This is a genomic window from Paraburkholderia fungorum, from assembly GCF_046027215.1.
In the GTDB taxonomy this organism is placed as follows: Bacteria; Pseudomonadota; Gammaproteobacteria; order Burkholderiales; family Burkholderiaceae; genus Paraburkholderia; species Paraburkholderia fungorum_D.
Genome location: NZ_JAQQEN010000003.1, coordinates 284,733 through 301,168, shown reverse-complemented (window position 1 = coordinate 301,168; position 16,436 = coordinate 284,733). Strand labels below are relative to the sequence as shown.

The 16,436-nt window shown below is 61.6% G+C and carries 14 protein-coding genes; 7 read left to right on the top strand and 7 right to left on the bottom strand.

Going from position 1 to position 16,436, the window contains the following annotated elements; translation table 11 throughout:
• Window positions 1-14: 14 nt before the first annotated feature.
• The 5 genes from oxc (at window position 15) to PQR27_RS37180 (ending at window position 5,505) form a co-directional block, all read left to right on the top strand.
• A complete protein-coding gene (oxc, locus tag PQR27_RS37200) occupies window positions 15-1,757 on the top strand; it encodes an oxalyl-CoA decarboxylase (RefSeq protein ID WP_408528658.1) in 1,743 nt (580 codons plus the stop codon).
• A 26-nt stretch (window positions 1,758-1,783) separates the two neighbouring features.
• Complete coding sequence (frc, locus tag PQR27_RS37195; protein ID WP_408528657.1) at window positions 1,784-3,034, top strand: formyl-CoA transferase; 1,251 nt, start codon at window positions 1,784-1,786, stop codon at window positions 3,032-3,034.
• A 76-nt stretch (window positions 3,035-3,110) separates the two neighbouring features.
• Window positions 3,111-3,542: a PAS domain-containing protein gene (locus PQR27_RS37190; protein ID WP_408528656.1), complete on the top strand. Its 432-nt coding sequence runs from the start codon at window positions 3,111-3,113 to the stop codon at window positions 3,540-3,542.
• Window positions 3,543-3,742: 200 nt separating this feature from the next.
• A complete protein-coding gene (locus tag PQR27_RS37185; RefSeq protein ID WP_408528655.1) occupies window positions 3,743-4,714 on the top strand; it encodes a helix-turn-helix transcriptional regulator in 972 nt (323 codons plus the stop codon).
• An 89-nt stretch (window positions 4,715-4,803) separates the two neighbouring features.
• Window positions 4,804-5,505, top strand: coding sequence for a fumarylacetoacetate hydrolase family protein (locus tag PQR27_RS37180; RefSeq protein WP_408528654.1), 702 nt, complete (start codon window positions 4,804-4,806; stop codon window positions 5,503-5,505).
• Between the two features lie 132 nt (window positions 5,506-5,637).
• Here PQR27_RS37180 and PQR27_RS37175 read toward each other — a convergent pair whose 3' ends face one another.
• The 3 genes from PQR27_RS37175 to PQR27_RS37165 are packed head-to-tail and all read right to left on the bottom strand — an operon-like array spanning window position 5,638 to window position 9,015.
• Window positions 5,638-6,444, bottom strand: coding sequence for an NAD-dependent epimerase/dehydratase family protein (locus tag PQR27_RS37175; RefSeq protein WP_408528653.1), 807 nt, complete (start codon window positions 6,442-6,444; stop codon window positions 5,638-5,640).
• Between the two features lie 32 nt (window positions 6,445-6,476).
• Window positions 6,477-7,220, bottom strand: a complete 744-nt coding sequence (locus PQR27_RS37170) for a GntR family transcriptional regulator (protein WP_408528652.1) — start codon at window positions 7,218-7,220, stop codon at window positions 6,477-6,479.
• A gap of 55 nt (window positions 7,221-7,275) precedes the next feature.
• The gene (locus tag PQR27_RS37165) at window positions 7,276-9,015 is read right to left on the bottom strand and encodes an IlvD/Edd family dehydratase (protein ID WP_408528651.1); all 1,740 of its coding nucleotides are present in this window, start codon (window positions 9,013-9,015) and stop codon (window positions 7,276-7,278) included.
• Between the two features lie 145 nt (window positions 9,016-9,160).
• Here PQR27_RS37165 and PQR27_RS37160 point away from each other — a divergent pair, with 145 nt between their 5' ends.
• Both PQR27_RS37160 and PQR27_RS37155 read left to right on the top strand, forming a co-directional pair.
• The gene (locus PQR27_RS37160; protein ID WP_408528650.1) at window positions 9,161-10,159 is read left to right on the top strand and encodes a 2-hydroxyacid dehydrogenase; all 999 of its coding nucleotides are present in this window, start codon (window positions 9,161-9,163) and stop codon (window positions 10,157-10,159) included.
• 41 nt (window positions 10,160-10,200) lie between these two features.
• Window positions 10,201-11,130: a dihydrodipicolinate synthase family protein gene (locus tag PQR27_RS37155; RefSeq protein ID WP_408528649.1), complete on the top strand. Its 930-nt coding sequence runs from the start codon at window positions 10,201-10,203 to the stop codon at window positions 11,128-11,130.
• 69 nt (window positions 11,131-11,199) lie between these two features.
• Here the strand turns inward: PQR27_RS37155 and PQR27_RS37150 are convergent, their stop codons facing one another.
• From PQR27_RS37150 to PQR27_RS37135, 4 genes are all read right to left on the bottom strand, one after another.
• Window positions 11,200-12,366 (bottom strand): mandelate racemase/muconate lactonizing enzyme family protein, encoded by a 1,167-nt coding sequence (locus PQR27_RS37150; protein WP_408528648.1) that lies wholly within the window; start codon window positions 12,364-12,366, stop codon window positions 11,200-11,202.
• Between the two features lie 33 nt (window positions 12,367-12,399).
• Window positions 12,400-13,689 (bottom strand): MFS transporter, encoded by a 1,290-nt coding sequence (locus PQR27_RS37145; RefSeq protein ID WP_408528647.1) that lies wholly within the window; start codon window positions 13,687-13,689, stop codon window positions 12,400-12,402.
• A 33-nt stretch (window positions 13,690-13,722) separates the two neighbouring features.
• Window positions 13,723-15,015: an MFS transporter gene (locus PQR27_RS37140; RefSeq protein ID WP_408528646.1), complete on the bottom strand. Its 1,293-nt coding sequence runs from the start codon at window positions 15,013-15,015 to the stop codon at window positions 13,723-13,725.
• Window positions 15,016-15,089: 74 nt separating this feature from the next.
• Complete coding sequence (locus PQR27_RS37135; RefSeq protein WP_408528645.1) at window positions 15,090-16,397, bottom strand: MFS transporter; 1,308 nt, start codon at window positions 16,395-16,397, stop codon at window positions 15,090-15,092.
• Window positions 16,398-16,436 lie beyond the last annotated feature (39 nt).

The following is a 16,436-nucleotide window of genomic DNA, read 5'->3' as shown; positions in this document are numbered from 1 at the left end:
CAAGGAGAGACGTCATGGCAGAAGCCGACAGGCCCGCAGCAGAAGATAACCTGAAACAACAGGCGGCCGAGACGACCGACGGATTCCATCTCGTCATCGACGCGCTGAAACTGAACGACATCAACACCATCTTCGGACTGGTCGGCATTCCCATCACCGACCTGGCACGGCTTGCGCAAGCGGAAGGGATGCGTTTCATCGGCTTTCGTCACGAACAGCACGCGGGCAACGCGGCGGCCATTTCGGGATTCATGACGCAGAAGCCGGGCATCTGCCTGACTGTGTCGGCGCCGGGTTTTCTGAACGGCCTGACGGCGCTCGCCAACGCGACCACCAACTGTTTCCCAATGATCCTGATCAGCGGCTCGAGCGAGCGCGAAATCGTCGATCTGCAGCAGGGCGATTACGAAGAAATGGATCAGTTGAACGCGGCCAGGCCGTATGCGAAGGCTGCGTATCGCGTGCTGCATGCGGAAGATATCGGCATCGGCGTGGCGCGTGCGATTCGTGCCGCCGTGTCGGGCCGCCCCGGCGGCGTGTATCTGGACTTGCCGGCCAAGCTTCTTGCGCAAACGCTGGACGCTGTGAAGGCGCAGCAGTCGCTGGTAAAAGTGGTCGACGCCGCGCCGCGTCAGTTGCCGGCGCCGGAATCGGTTAGGCGTGCGATCGATGTGCTGAAGAGCGCCAGGCGCCCGCTGATCCTGCTCGGCAAAGGCGCGGCGTACGCGCAGGCTGACGCGGAGATTCGCGCGTTCGTCGAACAAAGCGGCATTCCATATCTGCCGATGTCGATGGCCAAGGGCCTGTTGCCCGATACGCATGAGCAATCGGCGTCGGCGGCGCGCTCGTTCGTACTGCAGGAGGCCGACGTCGTCGTGCTGATCGGCGCGCGTCTGAACTGGCTGCTGTCACATGGCAAGGGCAGAACGTGGGGCGCGGAGCCGAAGAAGTTCGTCCAGGTCGATATTTCGCCGACCGAGATCGACAGCAACGTCGCGATTGCCGCACCGGTGATCGGCGATATCGCTTCGTGCGTGGCGGCACTGCGCGCAGGCCTCGATGCGGGCTTTGCGAAGCCGGGCGCCGAGTGGACCGGCGCAATCGCCGAGCGCAAGAACAAGAATCTCGCCAGGATGGCCGCCACGCTCGACAAGAACCCGTCGCCGATGAATTTCCACAGCGCATTGCGCGCGATCCGCGATGTGCTGAAGACACGCCCGGACATCAACGTCGTCAACGAAGGCGCGAACACGCTCGACTACGCGCGCAGCATCATTGACATGTATGAGCCGCGCAAGCGCTTCGATTCGGGCACGTGGGGAATCATGGGCATCGGCATGGGTTTCGCGATCGGCGCGGCGGTGACGAGCGGCAAGCCGGTCGTCGCGATCGAAGGCGACAGCGCATTCGGCTTCAGCGGGATGGAACTCGAAACCATCTGCCGTTACGAGTTACCGGTGTGCACGATCGTGTTCAACAACAACGGCGTGTATCGCGGCACCGACGTGAATCCGACGGGTGGTAAGGACGTCGCGCCGACCGTGTTCGTCAAGGGCGCGCGCTACGACAGGATGATCGAGGCATTCGGCGGTGTCGGCTACCACGCGACCACACCGGAAGAACTGACGAAGGCGCTGCTCGAAGCAATTGCAGCGGGCAAGCCGACCTTGATCAATGCCGTCATCGATGAAGCGGCGGGCACCGAAAGCGGCCGCCTGACCAATCTGAATCCGCAAAGCGCGGCGATGAAAAAGTAATCCAGAGTAACCACGGAGATACCAAAGTGACCAAACCTCTAGAAGGCATCAAGATCATCGACTTCACCCACGTTCAAGCCGGCCCCGCGTGCACGCAATTGCTCGCCTGGTTCGGCGCCGACGTGATCAAGGTCGAGCGACCAGGTTCAGGCGACGTCACGCGAAACCAGTTGCGTGACATTCCCGACGCCGATGCGCTGTACTTCACGATGCTCAACAGCAACAAGAAGTCGCTCACGTTGGACACGAAAAAACCCGAAGGCAAGGAAGTACTCGAAAAGCTGATCCGTGAATCCGACGTGCTGGTCGAAAATTTCGGCCCGGGCGCGCTGGACCGGATGGGCTTTTCGTGGGAACGCCTGAATGAACTCAATCCGAAGATGATCGTCGCTTCGGTGAAGGGCTTCAGCGACGGCCATCACTACGACGACCTGAAGGTCTATGAAAACGTCGCGCAATGCGCAGGCGGCGCCGCGTCTACCACCGGTTTCTGGGACGGTCCGCCGACCATCAGCGCCGCGGCGCTGGGCGACAGCAACACCGGCATGCATCTGGCGATCGGCATTCTGACTGCGCTGCTGGGGCGCGACAAAACCGGCAAGGGCCAGAAGGTCGCGGTGTCGATGCAGGATAGCGTGCTGAACCTGTGCCGCGTGAAACTGCGGGACCAGCAGCGGCTGGATCGCGTGGGGTATCTCGAGGAATATCCGCAATATCCGCACGGCGAATTCAGCGATGTGGTGCCGCGCGGCGGCAATGCGGGCGGGGGCGGTCAGCCGGGCTGGGTGCTCAAGTGCAAGGGCTGGGAAACGGACCCGAACGCTTACATCTACTTCACGATCCAGGGCCATGCGTGGGACCCGATCTGCAAGGCACTCGGCAAACCCCAGTGGATCGATGATCCAGCCTACAAGACGGCTGAAGCACGTCAACCGCATATCTTCGAGATCTTCGGCACCATCGAAGCATGGCTCGCCGACAAGACCAAATTCGAAGCGGTCGACATCTTGCGCAAGTTCGACATTCCGTGCGCGCCGGTGCTGACAATGAAGGAGTTGGCCAACGATCCGTCGTTGCGCGCGAGCGGCACGATCGTCGAAGTGCCGCACAAGAAACGCGGCTCGTATCTGACGGTCGGCAGCCCGATCAAGTTCTCGGACATGAAACCGGAAGTCACCGCGTCGCCGCTGCTCGGCGAACATACCGACGAAGTGCTGACGAGTCTTGGCTACAGCAAGCAGGACATCTTCAACCTGCGCGAAGTCAAAGCGGTTTAATTGTGTTACGCCGCGGGCCCGTTTGCGTGTTCGGGCCCGCGGACAGGATCTGCGGTTCTACATTCAGGGGAGCGCCATGCAAGGAGCGATCGACTTCCAGCAACTCGTCAACGCGATCGGCGACGCGATCATTATTTCCGATGCCGGCGGCAGCATCATATTGTGGAACCCCGCAGCCGAACGTATGTTCGGCTTTACGCCAGGCGAGGCGCTGGGAAAGTCGCTGGACCTGATCATTCCGGAACGCTTGCGCGGCCGCCATTGGGATGGCTATCACAAGACCATGGCAACCGGCGAAACCCGCTATGGCAACGACGTGCTGCGCGTGCCCGCCGTGCATAAGGACGGACGGGCGCTGTCGATCGCCTTTACGGTTGCTTTGCTGCGTTCGCCGCAGAACGCGCTCACCGGCATTGTTGCCGTGATCCGTGATGAAACCAGCCGCTTCCAGGAGGATCGCCTGCTGCGCAAACGTCTCGCGGAACTGGAAGCATCCACACGCGTATGAGCGGCCTGTGCTCACCGCTTCACAGCGGTACGTCTTCACATGACGACTTATGGTCTGATACAGTATATCGTCCGCAGCGAGGAAGCGCCTCATCAGGCGCCCGGGTGCAGCCATGCATATCCTCAGGCTAGCCTTGCGCCCGATGGCGCCGTCAAGGGTGCAACGCGCCGGCGACCATGAATCAATTGGAGCACGCAGCCATGAAGGCTTCACCGGCCGCGGTATCACGCACTTATGCAATGCCCGAGCGAAGCGATCGCCTCGATTTCTACATACGCGACCAATCCTCACGCCCCGCGATTGAAGAGCCGCACAAGCACGAATACTTTCAGATCCAGATCAACCTCGGCGGCGATACCGAACAGCACATCGGTGGCGTACGCCGGCCGTTTCCTGCGGGTGCGGTCGCTTTTATCCTGCCGCATCGCTTGCATCTGATTCCCCACCCCGCGCATTCGCGCTTTATTGTCATCAACTTTACGCAAGCGTTTCTACGCGCCAATACGGATGGAATCGCGGATCCCCTGGACCTCGAGGATGTGTCCATCACGCGGGCGCCCGAACTCGCCCCATTCAGGCTTCAGGAGCACATCGACTTCATTCTGGAGGACGCCGATCTCGCCGAAATCGAGCCGGTTCTGTCACGCATGCTGGAGGTCAACGAGACGCGGCGCTTCGGTGCGACCGCCCTCCTGCGCGGGTACCTTCTTCAGCTCATAGGGATCGTCTGCCAGCGACATGCGGATCAGCTACTCCGGCTTTCCTCGCGGAACGTCCAGAGACTCGGCCGACGAGACGCTTTGGTCCGCGTGCACCGTCATGTCGATGCACATCTCGCAAGCGACGCGCTGTCCCTGACCTCTGCCGCCGCCGCTGCATTTTTATCGCCGAACTACCTGACGCATCTGATCAAGAAAGAGACGGGCCGGACATTTGTCGAGTGGGTGACCGAGCGACGCATCGCACGCGCAAAAGATCTGTTGGCCCATGACAACCGGCGCATCAAGGACATCGCGTTTCTGGTCGGCTTTCGCGACGAAGCCTATTTTTCAAGGCGGTTTCGTCAGTCAGTGGGGCAATCTCCGAGCGACTTTCGCGACATGCACCGGCGTGCGGACCGGAGTGCGGCTCAACTAAACGGTGGCGCAACCGCGCGCAAAGGCGCGCCGTAAGATCGTCCTGGTGATCAGCGGATTTGTCCTGCACGGTGCGTTCGCCGGGCGATATCGTGGGTAGGCCAAAACCAATCGCGAGGCTTACCATGACCGAATACTCAGTGACACCACCCACGATCACCTCCGTTGCCGTCAGCGGCTCGACAAGCCGCTTTCCCGTGCGCCGCGTGTTCTGCGTCGGGCGCAACTACGCAGACCATGCGCGCGAAATGGGCGCCAACCCGGACCGGGATCCTCCGTTCTTTTTTTCCAAGCCTGCCGATGCCGTCGTGCCAGCGAGCGGCGTACTTCCGTACCCTCCCCTTACCTCCGACTTGCACCATGAGATTGAACTCGTCATTGCGATCGGCAAGGAAGGAAAGGACATCACTCCCGAAAACGCACTCGATTTTGTCTGGGGCTATGGAGTCGGAGTCGATCTGACACGCCGGGATCTCCAGGCGACGGCGAAGAAACTGAGCCGCCCGTGGGACTGGGCGAAAGGCTTCGACGCGTCCGCGCCGGTGAGCGAGATCAAACCGGCATCCGAGGTGGGGCATCCATCCAGCGGCCGGATATGGTTGTCCGTGAATGGCGAAGTCCGTCAGCAAGGCGATCTCAGCGAGATGATCTGGCCTGTCGCAGACATCATCAGCTATGTCTCTCAGGCCGTGACTGTGAAGCCGGGAGACCTGATCTTTAGCGGAACACCCGCTGGCGTTGGCGCACTACGCCCAGGCGTTAAGGTCGCGGGCGGAGTGGATGGCGTGGCGACCTTCAGTTTCGAGGTGGGCCCGCTGGTCGTTTAAACGAAGCGCGGGAAGTAGCCGCAAGATCTGCCCTGCGAACAGGTGCCACCGGTGCGAACCGAGGGGCACTTGTCGCAGGGCGACTTTCGCAGGGCGACTCGAGTATGGAAGCGGATGTTCAACCCGCCGCGCTCACTCGATCCGGAGTGGATCGCCGTCGAATTCGACAAGGCAGCCGGGGCCACCATGAAACAGCGCTTCACGCGCGTCTTCCGCCTTTCCCATTGCCTCGATCTCAGCCGCATGCAGTTCGGCATCATCTTCCGGCACGAACCCGAGAAAGCGCACGTTGGCGTTGTCCCAGCGATTACGCGCGTTATTGGACACGCCATACACGACCGCGAAGTGGAAGTCCGGATAGTCGATACAGCGGCGCGCCACCTGCACCATATCGCGATGGCTGATCCATGTGAACAGGTGGCGCGGCACGGTTGGCCGGTCGTCCGGGCGGAACGAGCCGATCCGGATGCAGGCAACCGACATGCCGTGCTTGTCGGCGTACATCCGGCCTAGCGCCTCGCCGAACACCTTCGAGATGCCGTAGCGGCTATCAGGGCGCGGCGCGACGCTGTTGTCGATCATCCGGTCGCGACGATGAAAACCCACTGCATGGTTCGAACTCGCGAACACCACGCGCTTGACGCCTGCTTGCCGCGCCGCTTCGAACACGTTGTAGCAACCCTCGATGTTCATATCGCGGATGCGCTCCCAGCTAGCCTCGTCAGGAATGCCGGCGAGATGCACGACGACGTCGACGCCCTTCATGGCCGGCAGAAGATCTTCCAGCCGCGTGATGTCCGCAGTCACGATTTCCTCGCCTGGCTGCGCCGCCGCCTGCGGCGCAATATCGGCGAGGCGCAGTGCATAGTGGCCCTGGAAACCGGCGCGGAGCACACGTCCAATGTGACCGGCCGCGCCGGTAATCAGTACTCGAGTCATTGATACCCTCTCTGTGATTCAGGTAAACACGGTTAATCGGTTTCGCCTTTCTGTACGGCGTAGCCGGCCGAGCGGCGATGGTGCGCTTCAAGATACGCATCGCGCGACGGAACCAGGTGCTCCCGGCATAACTTGATCAACGATTCCCGGTCGCCGGTTCGGAGCGCGTCGATCATCTGGTGATGCTCGGCACGCGCCTTCTCCAGATACTGAGGAAACACGATCGATACCGAACGAATGGCATGCGTGCGGCGTTCATACTCGTGAATCGCCTCGGTTAGAACCTGGCTTTCCGACAACGCAAAGAACGCATGGTGAAAAGCCATGTTCGCGCGGAACACGCGCCGCAGATCACCGGCGATGGCTGCTTCGTCGTGCTCTGCCTGAATTGCCGTCAATGCATCGAGTACTTCGCCACTGACCGGAAAAACGATGCGCCTCGCCGCGTCTGCTTCCAGCAGTTCGCGTAGCGCATACAGTTCTGTGACCTCGCGCGGTGTAAATGACTTGACCAGCGCGCCTACATTCTTGCGGCGCTCCACCAGGCCGCGCCGCTCCACCTCCGCCAGCACCTGACGGGCGACGTGCCGCTTCAGGTTGAAGCGCTCGCACAGATCGTCTTCCACAAGCCGTTCGCGCGGATGCAGAACGCCAAGGACGATCTGCTCCTCGAGTTCGTCCGAGACGCTGCGCAGCGTCTCGTCGATATTGCGGTCGCGTTCGACCGTCTTCGCAGTGGGCGCATCAGAGCGTTTGGGCCTGGCAGCGTTGCTCATAAAAAAAGGATCCGCAAAATGATCTAAGCCGCGAGCCTATACGAAAATATGACCTTTAACCCTTGTTTCCGTCGCCGGGCACGGTCGCGGTCATCCGGGTAGCTTGCAGAAAGTCAAAGTCGCAGCCCTCGTCGGCTTGTGTGATCGTCTTCAGGAAGAGCTTGCGATAACCGCGCTCGTCCGGATCGACCTCGCGCGCCGGCAGCGCGGCGAGACGAGCCGCAATTTCCTCGTCGCTGAGGGCAAGTTCGATAGACCGTTGTGCCACGCTCAGGCGAATCCGGTCGCCCGTTTGTACGATTGCGAGCGGACCGCCGATCGCCGCTTCTGGCGTGACGTGCAGGACCACTGTACCGGAGGCCGTGCCGCTCATGCGGCCATCCGAAATGCGCACCATGTCTTTCACACCCTGGCGGCCGAGCTTGCGCGGGATCGGAATGTAGCCCGCTTCCGGCATCCCGGGCGCACCGACCGGACCGATCCGCTTGAGCACGAGTACGTCGTGCGCTTGCACGTCGAGTTCCGGATCGTCGATACGGCGAGCCAGGTCCTCCGCGTCCTCGAAAACGACGGCCCGCCCTTCGTGCTCCATCAGGCTGGCGCTTGCCGCTGACTGCTTGATGATCGCGCCGCCCGGCGCGAGATTGCCACGCAATACCGCAATACCGCCTTGCGGGAAGATCGGGCGGGCGAACGGGCGGACGACTTCTTGCGGGAAGCTCGCCGGGGCGAGATCCAGCTCCTCGCCGAGCGTACGCCCGGTCACAGTGAGCGCGTCGAGATGCAGCAGATCTTTCATCTCGCGCATGACCGTGGTCAGGCCGCCGGCACGATGCAGGTCTTCCATGTAGTGCTGTCCAGACGGTTTCAGATCGACGAGGACCGGCGTCTCGCGCGCCATCCGGTCGAGCTGCTCAAGGTCGATGCGAATCCCGAGCCGGCCCGCAATTGCCGTGAGGTGAATGATGCCGTTGGTCGAGCCGCCGATGGCGAGCAGCACCCGCAACGCGTTTTCAATCGCCTTGGGCGTCAGGATGGTCGCCGGACTCAGGTCCCGTCCGATCATCGCCACGGCCTGCGCGCCGGTACGCTCCGCAATGCGGATGCGATCGGCAGTCACGGCAGGCGCAGACGCGCCACCCGGCAACATGATGCCCAAGGCTTCCGCAATGCAGGCCATCGTGCTTGCCGTTCCCATCACCGAACAGGTCCCGACCGTTGCGACGAGCTGATTGTTGACCGCTTCGATTTCGGCTTCGTCGATCTGGTCGCCGCGAAAACTCGCCCAGAAACGACGGCAGTCCGTACATGCCCCCACCCGTTCACCGCGATGCGAGCCCGTCAGCATGGCGCCCGTTACCAGTTGAATAGCGGGAACGCCCGCCGCCGCCGCACCCATCAACTGGGCTGGGACCGTCTTATCGCAGCCGCCGATCAGCACCACCGCATCCATCGGCTGGGCCCGGATCATCTCCTCCGTGTCCATCGACATCAGGTTGCGCAGGTACATGCTGGTCGGATGCGAAAAGCTCTCGGCGATCGAAATCGTCGGGAATTCGACAGGCAGCCCGCCAGCCAGCATGACGCCGCGTTTTACCGCCTCGATCAGCTGCGGCGCGTTGCCGTGGCACGGGTTGTAGGCGCTGCCTGTGTTCGCGATGGCCACGATGGGACGCGACAGCGCGTCGTCGGTGTAGCCCGCGCCCTTGATGAACGCCTTGCGCAGAAAAAGCGAGAACCCCTCATCGCCATAGTTCGTCAGGCCCTGCCGCAAGCCGCTTTTCTTCTCGCTCATTACCGCTCCTAGATCTTCGATGAGATTATCAATAATCTTGACGGGAATCTTACCGATACTTATAGTCTGTCCGCAAGCGAATCTTTTTTTGTCGCGGTCGATGCCGCCTGGCAACTCTCTCCAACAGCATTCCACCGAGGTCTTCATGAAGCATGTCGTGGCCTATCGTTCCTTGCCTCCTGCCGTGCTGGGGCTTCTTCGTGAGCACTGTTCCGTCGAACTGGTCGACGTTTCCTCCGGCGACCTCGCGCCGTTCCGGCGCGCCCTGGGCCCGGCTCATGGAATGGTCGGGAACAATCTCAAGATAACCTCTGAGATCCTCGATGCGGCGCCCTTGCTTGAAGTCGCGTCCACCATTTCGGCCGGCTTCGATGCGTTCGATGTCCCCGAACTCTCCCGTCGCGGCATTGTTCTGACGAATACGCCGGACGAAGTCACCGAAACCACCGCCGATCTCGTGTTCAGTCTGATCCTCGCGAGCGCCCGGCGCATTGCCGAACTCGCCGACTGGACGCGGCGCGGCCAGTGGACACGTACGGTCGGCGAGGCGCAATTCGGTGTCGACGTGCATCACAAGACGCTGGGCATCGTCGGGCTTGGGCGCATTGGCAGCGCGGTTGCCAGGCGCGCCGCGCTCGGCTTCGGCATGAACGTGATCTATTCCAACCGCTCGCGCAACCCCGAAGCAGAGGAGCGCTACGGCGCGCAATGGCGGCCGCTTTCCGAATTGCTCGCGACTGCGGATTTCGTTTGCGTGCTTGTGCCGCTATCGCCCGCCACCGAGCGACTGATCGGCAGCACCGAGCTCGGGACCATGAAGCCGTCGGCCATTCTCATCAACTGTGCTCGCGGACAGGTCGTCGACGAAGCCGCCCTCATCGAGCATCTGCGTGACGGCCGCATTCTCGGCGCCGGTCTCGATGTGTTCGAACGCGAACCGGTGTCGCCGGACTCGCCGCTGCTCCAGTTACCAAACGTGGTAGCGGTGCCGCATATCGGTTCTGCTACGCAACAGACGCGCGAGAACATGGCCATGCGCGCGGTACGCAATCTCATCGACGCACTCGACGGCCAGCTCTCGTCGACCTGTGTCAATCCCGAAGCGCTCCACGTCCGCTCGTCTGCGCAACAGATCGCCGGCTGAATGGCGCAAAACACCCCCACCCCAATCAAAAGGAACACGCGATGACCTCAGTCAACCGGCCCCGCGGCGTCTACTCGCCCGTGGTCACGCCGTTCACAAAAGACCTTCTTCCTGATCGCGACCGCTATGTCCGTCATTGCCGATGGCTGATCGAACAGGACGTCGGACTCGCTGCTTTCGGCACTAACTCGGAAGCGAATTCGCTCGCCGTCAGCGAGAAAATGAAGCTGCTCGAAACGTTGGTTGGCGCAGACATTCCGGTCGATCGTCTGATGCCGGGCACAGGCTGCTCGGCACTCACCGACACAGTCGAACTGACGCGCCATGCGCTGTCGCTGGGGGTGAACAATGTGCTGACGCTGCCACCGTTCTTCTATAAGGGCGTCACCGACGAAGGCTTGTTCCGCAGCTACGCGCAGATCATCGAACGGGTGGGTTCCGACGCACTGCGCATTTATCTGTATCACATCCCGCCCGTGTCCCAGGTGCCGCTCAGCCTCGCGCTCATCGAGCGGCTGCTCGCTGCTTTCCCGGGCGTGATCGCCGGCGTGAAGGACAGTTCGGGCGACTGGAGCAACACCCACGCCATGCTCGAGCGTTTCCAGCCGCATGGCTTCGATGTGTTCGCCGGCAGCGAAAACTTCCTGCTGGCCACCATGCGTGCGGGCGGCGTCGGCTGCATCACGGCGACCGGAAACGTCAATCCGGCGGCTATCGTGCAGTTGTATCGTCACTGGCAATCGGCCGACGCCGATGCCCGTCAGGCGGCACTGGATGCCACGCGTGCGGTGTTCGCCAGGTTCCCGATGATCCCTGCGCTCAAGGCAGCGATCGGCGTGTATTCGAACGATCCCGACTGGGGCGTCGTACGCCCTCCTCTCGTCGATCTCACGCCAGTGCAATGCGATGCGCTCGCCGGCGCACTGCGCGAAGTCGGCTTCTCGATGCCGGGGGTCGAAGTCACCGCCTGATGCGCTGAAGAAACATCCGCCGGTTGCATGCGCAACCGGCGGGTTTTCCAGCTATTCATTGCTTCGGCTTCACGCCCAATCGTCCAGCGCGTATTCGTTCAATGCGGCTTCATCGAAGTCGAACCCCAGGCCAGGACGCGTCGGCACAGTCAACTTGCCGTCTGCGAACGATAGTTGCGTATCCACCAGCCGACGGAAATTCAGCACCTGATCGTCGGGAAAAAATTCGACATAGCGCGCATTGGTCGTCGATGCCACCAGATGCACGTGCAGGTCGTGGAACCAGTGCGGACACATTGTCACACCCACGGCCGCGGCCGACGCCGCAATCCGTCGCCATTCGCTGATCCCGCCGCATACCGCCGCGTCCGACTGGAGGATCGCGGCCGCGCGCTTGTCGAGCAGCGCCTGATGCCGCCAGCGCCCCGCTTCTATCTCACCGGTCGCCACGGTCACCGGCGTGCGCCGGCTCAGTTGCGCATGGCTTTCGATGTCATCCGGACTAAACGGCTCTTCTATCCAGTACGGGTTGAAAGGCTCGTACTGGCGCATGTATTCGAGTGCGGTCGGAACGTCGGACCACGCGTTGTTGGCATCGAGCATCAGCAGTACGTCGTCGCCGATTGCTTCTCGTGCCGCCCTGATCCGCGCTTCCTCGCTGCGCGGATCGAGCCGCCCCACTTTCATTTTCACGGCACGGAACCCCAGCGCCACGTAGCCCGCCATCTCTTCGCCGAGATGCTCGGGCGTCTTGCCTTCAAGGTAGTAACCGCCGCTGGCATAGGCCGGCACGGTGGGGCTATAGGTGCCGCCGAGATAGCGGCTCAACGGCAGGCCCGCGGCGCGTGCATTGCGGTCCCACAAGGCGATATCGAGGATGGACAGCGCCCGCATGACCGAGCCGGCACGTCCTTGCAGCAGCGACTCGTCGTACATGGCGCACCACGAGCCTTCGACATCGAGCGCGGAGCGCCCGCGCAACAGCGGCGCGAACAGTTCGCGCACGGCATACGTGACCAGCATGCCGGCGCGGTTGCCGCTGTAGCAAAAGCCGATGCCGAAATGGTCGTCGGCTGTCGTCACGCGCACCACCGTGTAGTCGCGGGCAGTGACGAGACGGGTCGAGAATGCAGTGTGGCGGTCAAGCGGCACGCGGATGGTGCGCGCCTCCACCGCAACGATCCGCGAACGTGTCTGATAATCGGTTTGCTCAGGCTCAACGATGACGTGTTTCATGGCAGTAGATCGACTCGAAAAAGATAGCGATGCTTACAGAACCGATCGTGCGGCCGCGCGTATGGTCGCAGGCGGGTGGCTCCGGATAAAAAACAGCATGGCCAGCACACCGGCAAAATCAATCAGCGATCCGAACAGAAAAGCGCTGTGATAGCCGCCGAAATACTGGATCAGAAAACCGGTCAGAGCGGGTCCAATTATTCCGGAGAGGTTACTCAGAAAATGAATGAATCCGCCTACGCCGCCCTGACGGCGCAATGGAACGATCTCGTGCTGGATTGCCCAGATCGACTGGCATGACGCAGTCAGAAACAGCAGCGCGCCGGCGATCAGCGCGACCGCCGCGGGGAGCGTGCCGGCCGACGTAATGCTGGCTACCGCCAAACCCGACAATGCAAGTGGCAAGGTCGCGACGATCTTGCGCGCCTTGACCGGATCATCCATGCGCTTGTAAATGAAGTCACCTGCAAGGCCGCCGCCGAAGTAGCCGATCGCGCCGCAGATCCACGGGATCGACATGATCACGCTCATCTGACGCAATCCCAGATGCATCTCGCTAGTCAGGTAACTGGGCAGCCACGAGATAAACACGTATTGCGTGTAGTTGACGGCAAACAGGCCCGCACCGAGCGCAAGCGTGCTTGGACGGCGCAGGTAGGAAGCGAGGGTGGTGCCGTCGTCTTCGACGTTGCGCACTTCCGCGGCCATGCGACTTTCGTCGATCAGCCGCGTCTCGTGCGGGCCGACGCGGTGGTTCTGATACGGCTTGTCCGTCACCAGGATACGCCAGCAAACAAGCCACAAGAAACCGAGTACGCCGATTGCCACAAACGACACACGCCAGCCGAACATCACGGCCGTCAGGCCAACTACCGGTCCTGCAATCGCGTTGCCGAGCGTCTGGCCCGAAAACGTGAAACCGATCATCGTGGCCGTTTCGTGGCGCGGGAACCAGTTGGAGATGGTGCGATTGGTGTTCGAACTCATCGGTCCTTCGCCAATGCCGAAGAATACCCGGCACACCAACAGCGAAACGAATCCCGTGGCGGCGGCAGTCAGCCCGCAAAATAGCGACCAGATACCCATGGCCCACGAGAAAACGCGCATCGTTCCGAATTTGTCGGAAAGATAACCTCCGAGGAACGAAAAAATCGAGTAGCCGATAAAGAAGCTACTAAACACGATCCCCAATTGCGACGGGGACAAGTCGAGACTCTTGCCGACGATCGGCGCCACAATGCCGAGCGCCGCCCGGTCCATATAGTTGATCGCGCCTGCTGCGAACAGCAGGCCGGCGACCACATAACGGTATTTTCCATTCATCGCATGGACCCCTTGCGTTACAGGACAGACCGCTTATACGGCGGTGGTCTGCGGCCCGGCAGTCTCGCCCGCCGCGCGCCGGCCGATGACCAGCAGCATGGCCAGCACGCCGACCAGATCGACCGCCGCGCCGAGCAGGAAGCCGCTGCTGTAACCGCCAAAGTACTGGACAGCCAGACCCATCATGGTCGGGCCGACGATGCCCGAAATGTTGCTCATCAGATGAACAAAGCCGCTTACGCCCCCAAGATGCCTGCCCGGCACAAGCTCGTGCATGGTGGCCCAGCACGCTTGCGACGAAGCCGTCAGGAACAGCACGGCGAACGCGACAAGCAGTACTGCGGGCGTGACGGAATCGACCATGCTGACGCCCAGCAGGGCGAGACCCGACAACGCGAGCGGCACGATCGCCGAGATCTTGCGCGCCAGCAGCTTGTTGCTCATGCGCTTGAAAAACGCGTCGGCGAGCAGGCCGCCGCCGAAGTATCCGATCCCGCCGCATGCCCATGGCACCGCGCTCAGAATGCTCATGTGCTTCATGTCCAGATGCAGCGCATTGGTGAAATAGCTCGGCATCCACGAGATGAACACGAACAGCGTGTAGTTGACCGCGAACAGGCCGACGCCAAGCGCGAGCGTGCTCGGACGAAACAGGTAGCTGCGCAGCGGCGTGCTTTCGTCGCCGCCTTCTGCCGGATGCGCCGCGCTACGGCTCGCTTCGACCATCTCGCGTTCGGCCTCGCCGACGCGCGCGCTTTGCGCCGGCTTGTCGGTCGCGAACATGCGCCAGGCGACGATCCATACCAGCCCGAGCGCTGCGATAATCACAAACGACGTGCGCCAGCCGTAAGCGATGGCAATCAGACCCACCACCGGCCCAGCGATCGCACTGCCTACCGTCTGGCCCGAAAACGTAAAACCGACCATGGTCGCGGTTTCATGCCGGGGGAACCAGTTGGTGATGGTCCGGTTGGTCGTCGAGTTCATCGGACCTTCACCGAAGCCGAACAGCGCCCGGGAGATTAGCAGCGTGCCGAATCCAGTCGTGGCCGCAGTCAGCCCGCAGAGAATGGACCACGTTCCCATCGCCCACGAGAACACCCGGCGTGGTCCGTACTTGTCGGCGAGTTGCCCGCCGACGAATGCGAAGATGGAATAGCCGAAGAAGAAACTACTGAATACCACGCCGAGTTGCGACGGTGAAAGACTCAGCTCCTTGTTGAGGACAGGCGCGACCACGCCGAGCGCCGCGCGGTCCATGTAATTGATCGCGCCCGCAATAAACAGCAGCAAGGCGACAACGTAGCGATACTTCCCAGTCTTCATGCTGTCTCCGTTTTCATATAAATAAGGATGCCGAATGTTATTGTCTGCTATTTCTCTCGAACGCCAAGGCGGTACTACTTGTTGACAAGCCTGGCGGGAAGCTGCGTCAAGATGAGACATGCGGAGACAATCAGCGACCCCGCAATCAGGAACAGGCTCGAATCAAGTGAATGCGTGACCGTCTTCAACCACCCCACAAGCGCAGGGCTTACGAAGCCTGCGAGATTGCCCGTCGAATTGATCAATGCAATGCCGGCGGCCGCACCGGTGCCGCCGAGAAAGGAGGTGGGCAAGGCCCAGAACATGGGCAAGGCCGTAATCACGCCCGAAGCGGCAAGCGTCAGGCCAAGCAACGCAATATACGTATTGCTGCCTGCATAGGCGCACATCACGAAACCCGTAGCCGCCATGCATTGCGGCAACACGACGTGCCAGCGGCGCTCACGCGTGCGGTCCGCGTGGCGGCCGACCACGATCATCAGAACCAGCGCGGCAAGATAAGGCACGACGGTGAGCAGACCGATGGTGAAGGCGTCCGTGATTCCGGAACTCTTTATGATGGTTGGCTGCCAGAAGCCAACGGCATAAGAGCCCATCACGATACCGAAGAGAATCGTGCACAAGGTCCAGACTTTGAGCGACGTGAAGACCTCGCGCACGGAACCGTGGCTTTTGGTGCGGGCTTCCGCATCGATTTCCGCTGCAATGAAGTCGCGGTCCTGAACCGGTAGCCACTTTGCGTCCTTCACCCGGTCATCGAGGAACCAGAAAATGACGACTCCCAGGATCAGCGCAGGGATCGCTTCCAGAATGAACAACCACTGCCAGCCGGCGAGCCCCGCGTTCCCCGCCAGGCGCTGCATGATGAAGCCCGATATCGGGCCCCCGACAATGCCCGCCACCGGATTGCCCGCCATCAGGAAAGCGATCATCTTGCCGCGCCGGTGCGCTGGAAACCAGTAGGTGAGATACAGCACCAGCCCCGGGAAAAAGCCCGCTTCGGCCACGCCCAGAAAGAAGCGTAGTACGTAGAACATCGTGGGCGTGGAAACCCACGCGGTCGCGGCCGAGAGCACGGCCCAGGTGAGCATGATCCGGGCGATCCAGCGGCGCGCGCCGAGCCGGTGCAGCAGCAGATTGCTCGGCACCTCGAAGAAGAAATACCCGATGAAAAAGATGCCGGCGCCGAAGCCGTACATTGCCTCGCTGAAGTTCAGATCGCTGAGCATCTGGAGCTTGGCGAAGCCCACGTTGACCCGATCCAGATACGCCACCACATAGCAGACGAACAGCAAGGGCATGAAGCGCCAGGTGACTCGCGTGTAGATCGAGTTGCTTGCCGCGCTGTCAGGTATGTGTATTGCCGGGGTTTGGGTACTCAAGGGCTGTCTCCGCTATTTCGTTCAACCAGCTACAGGGCG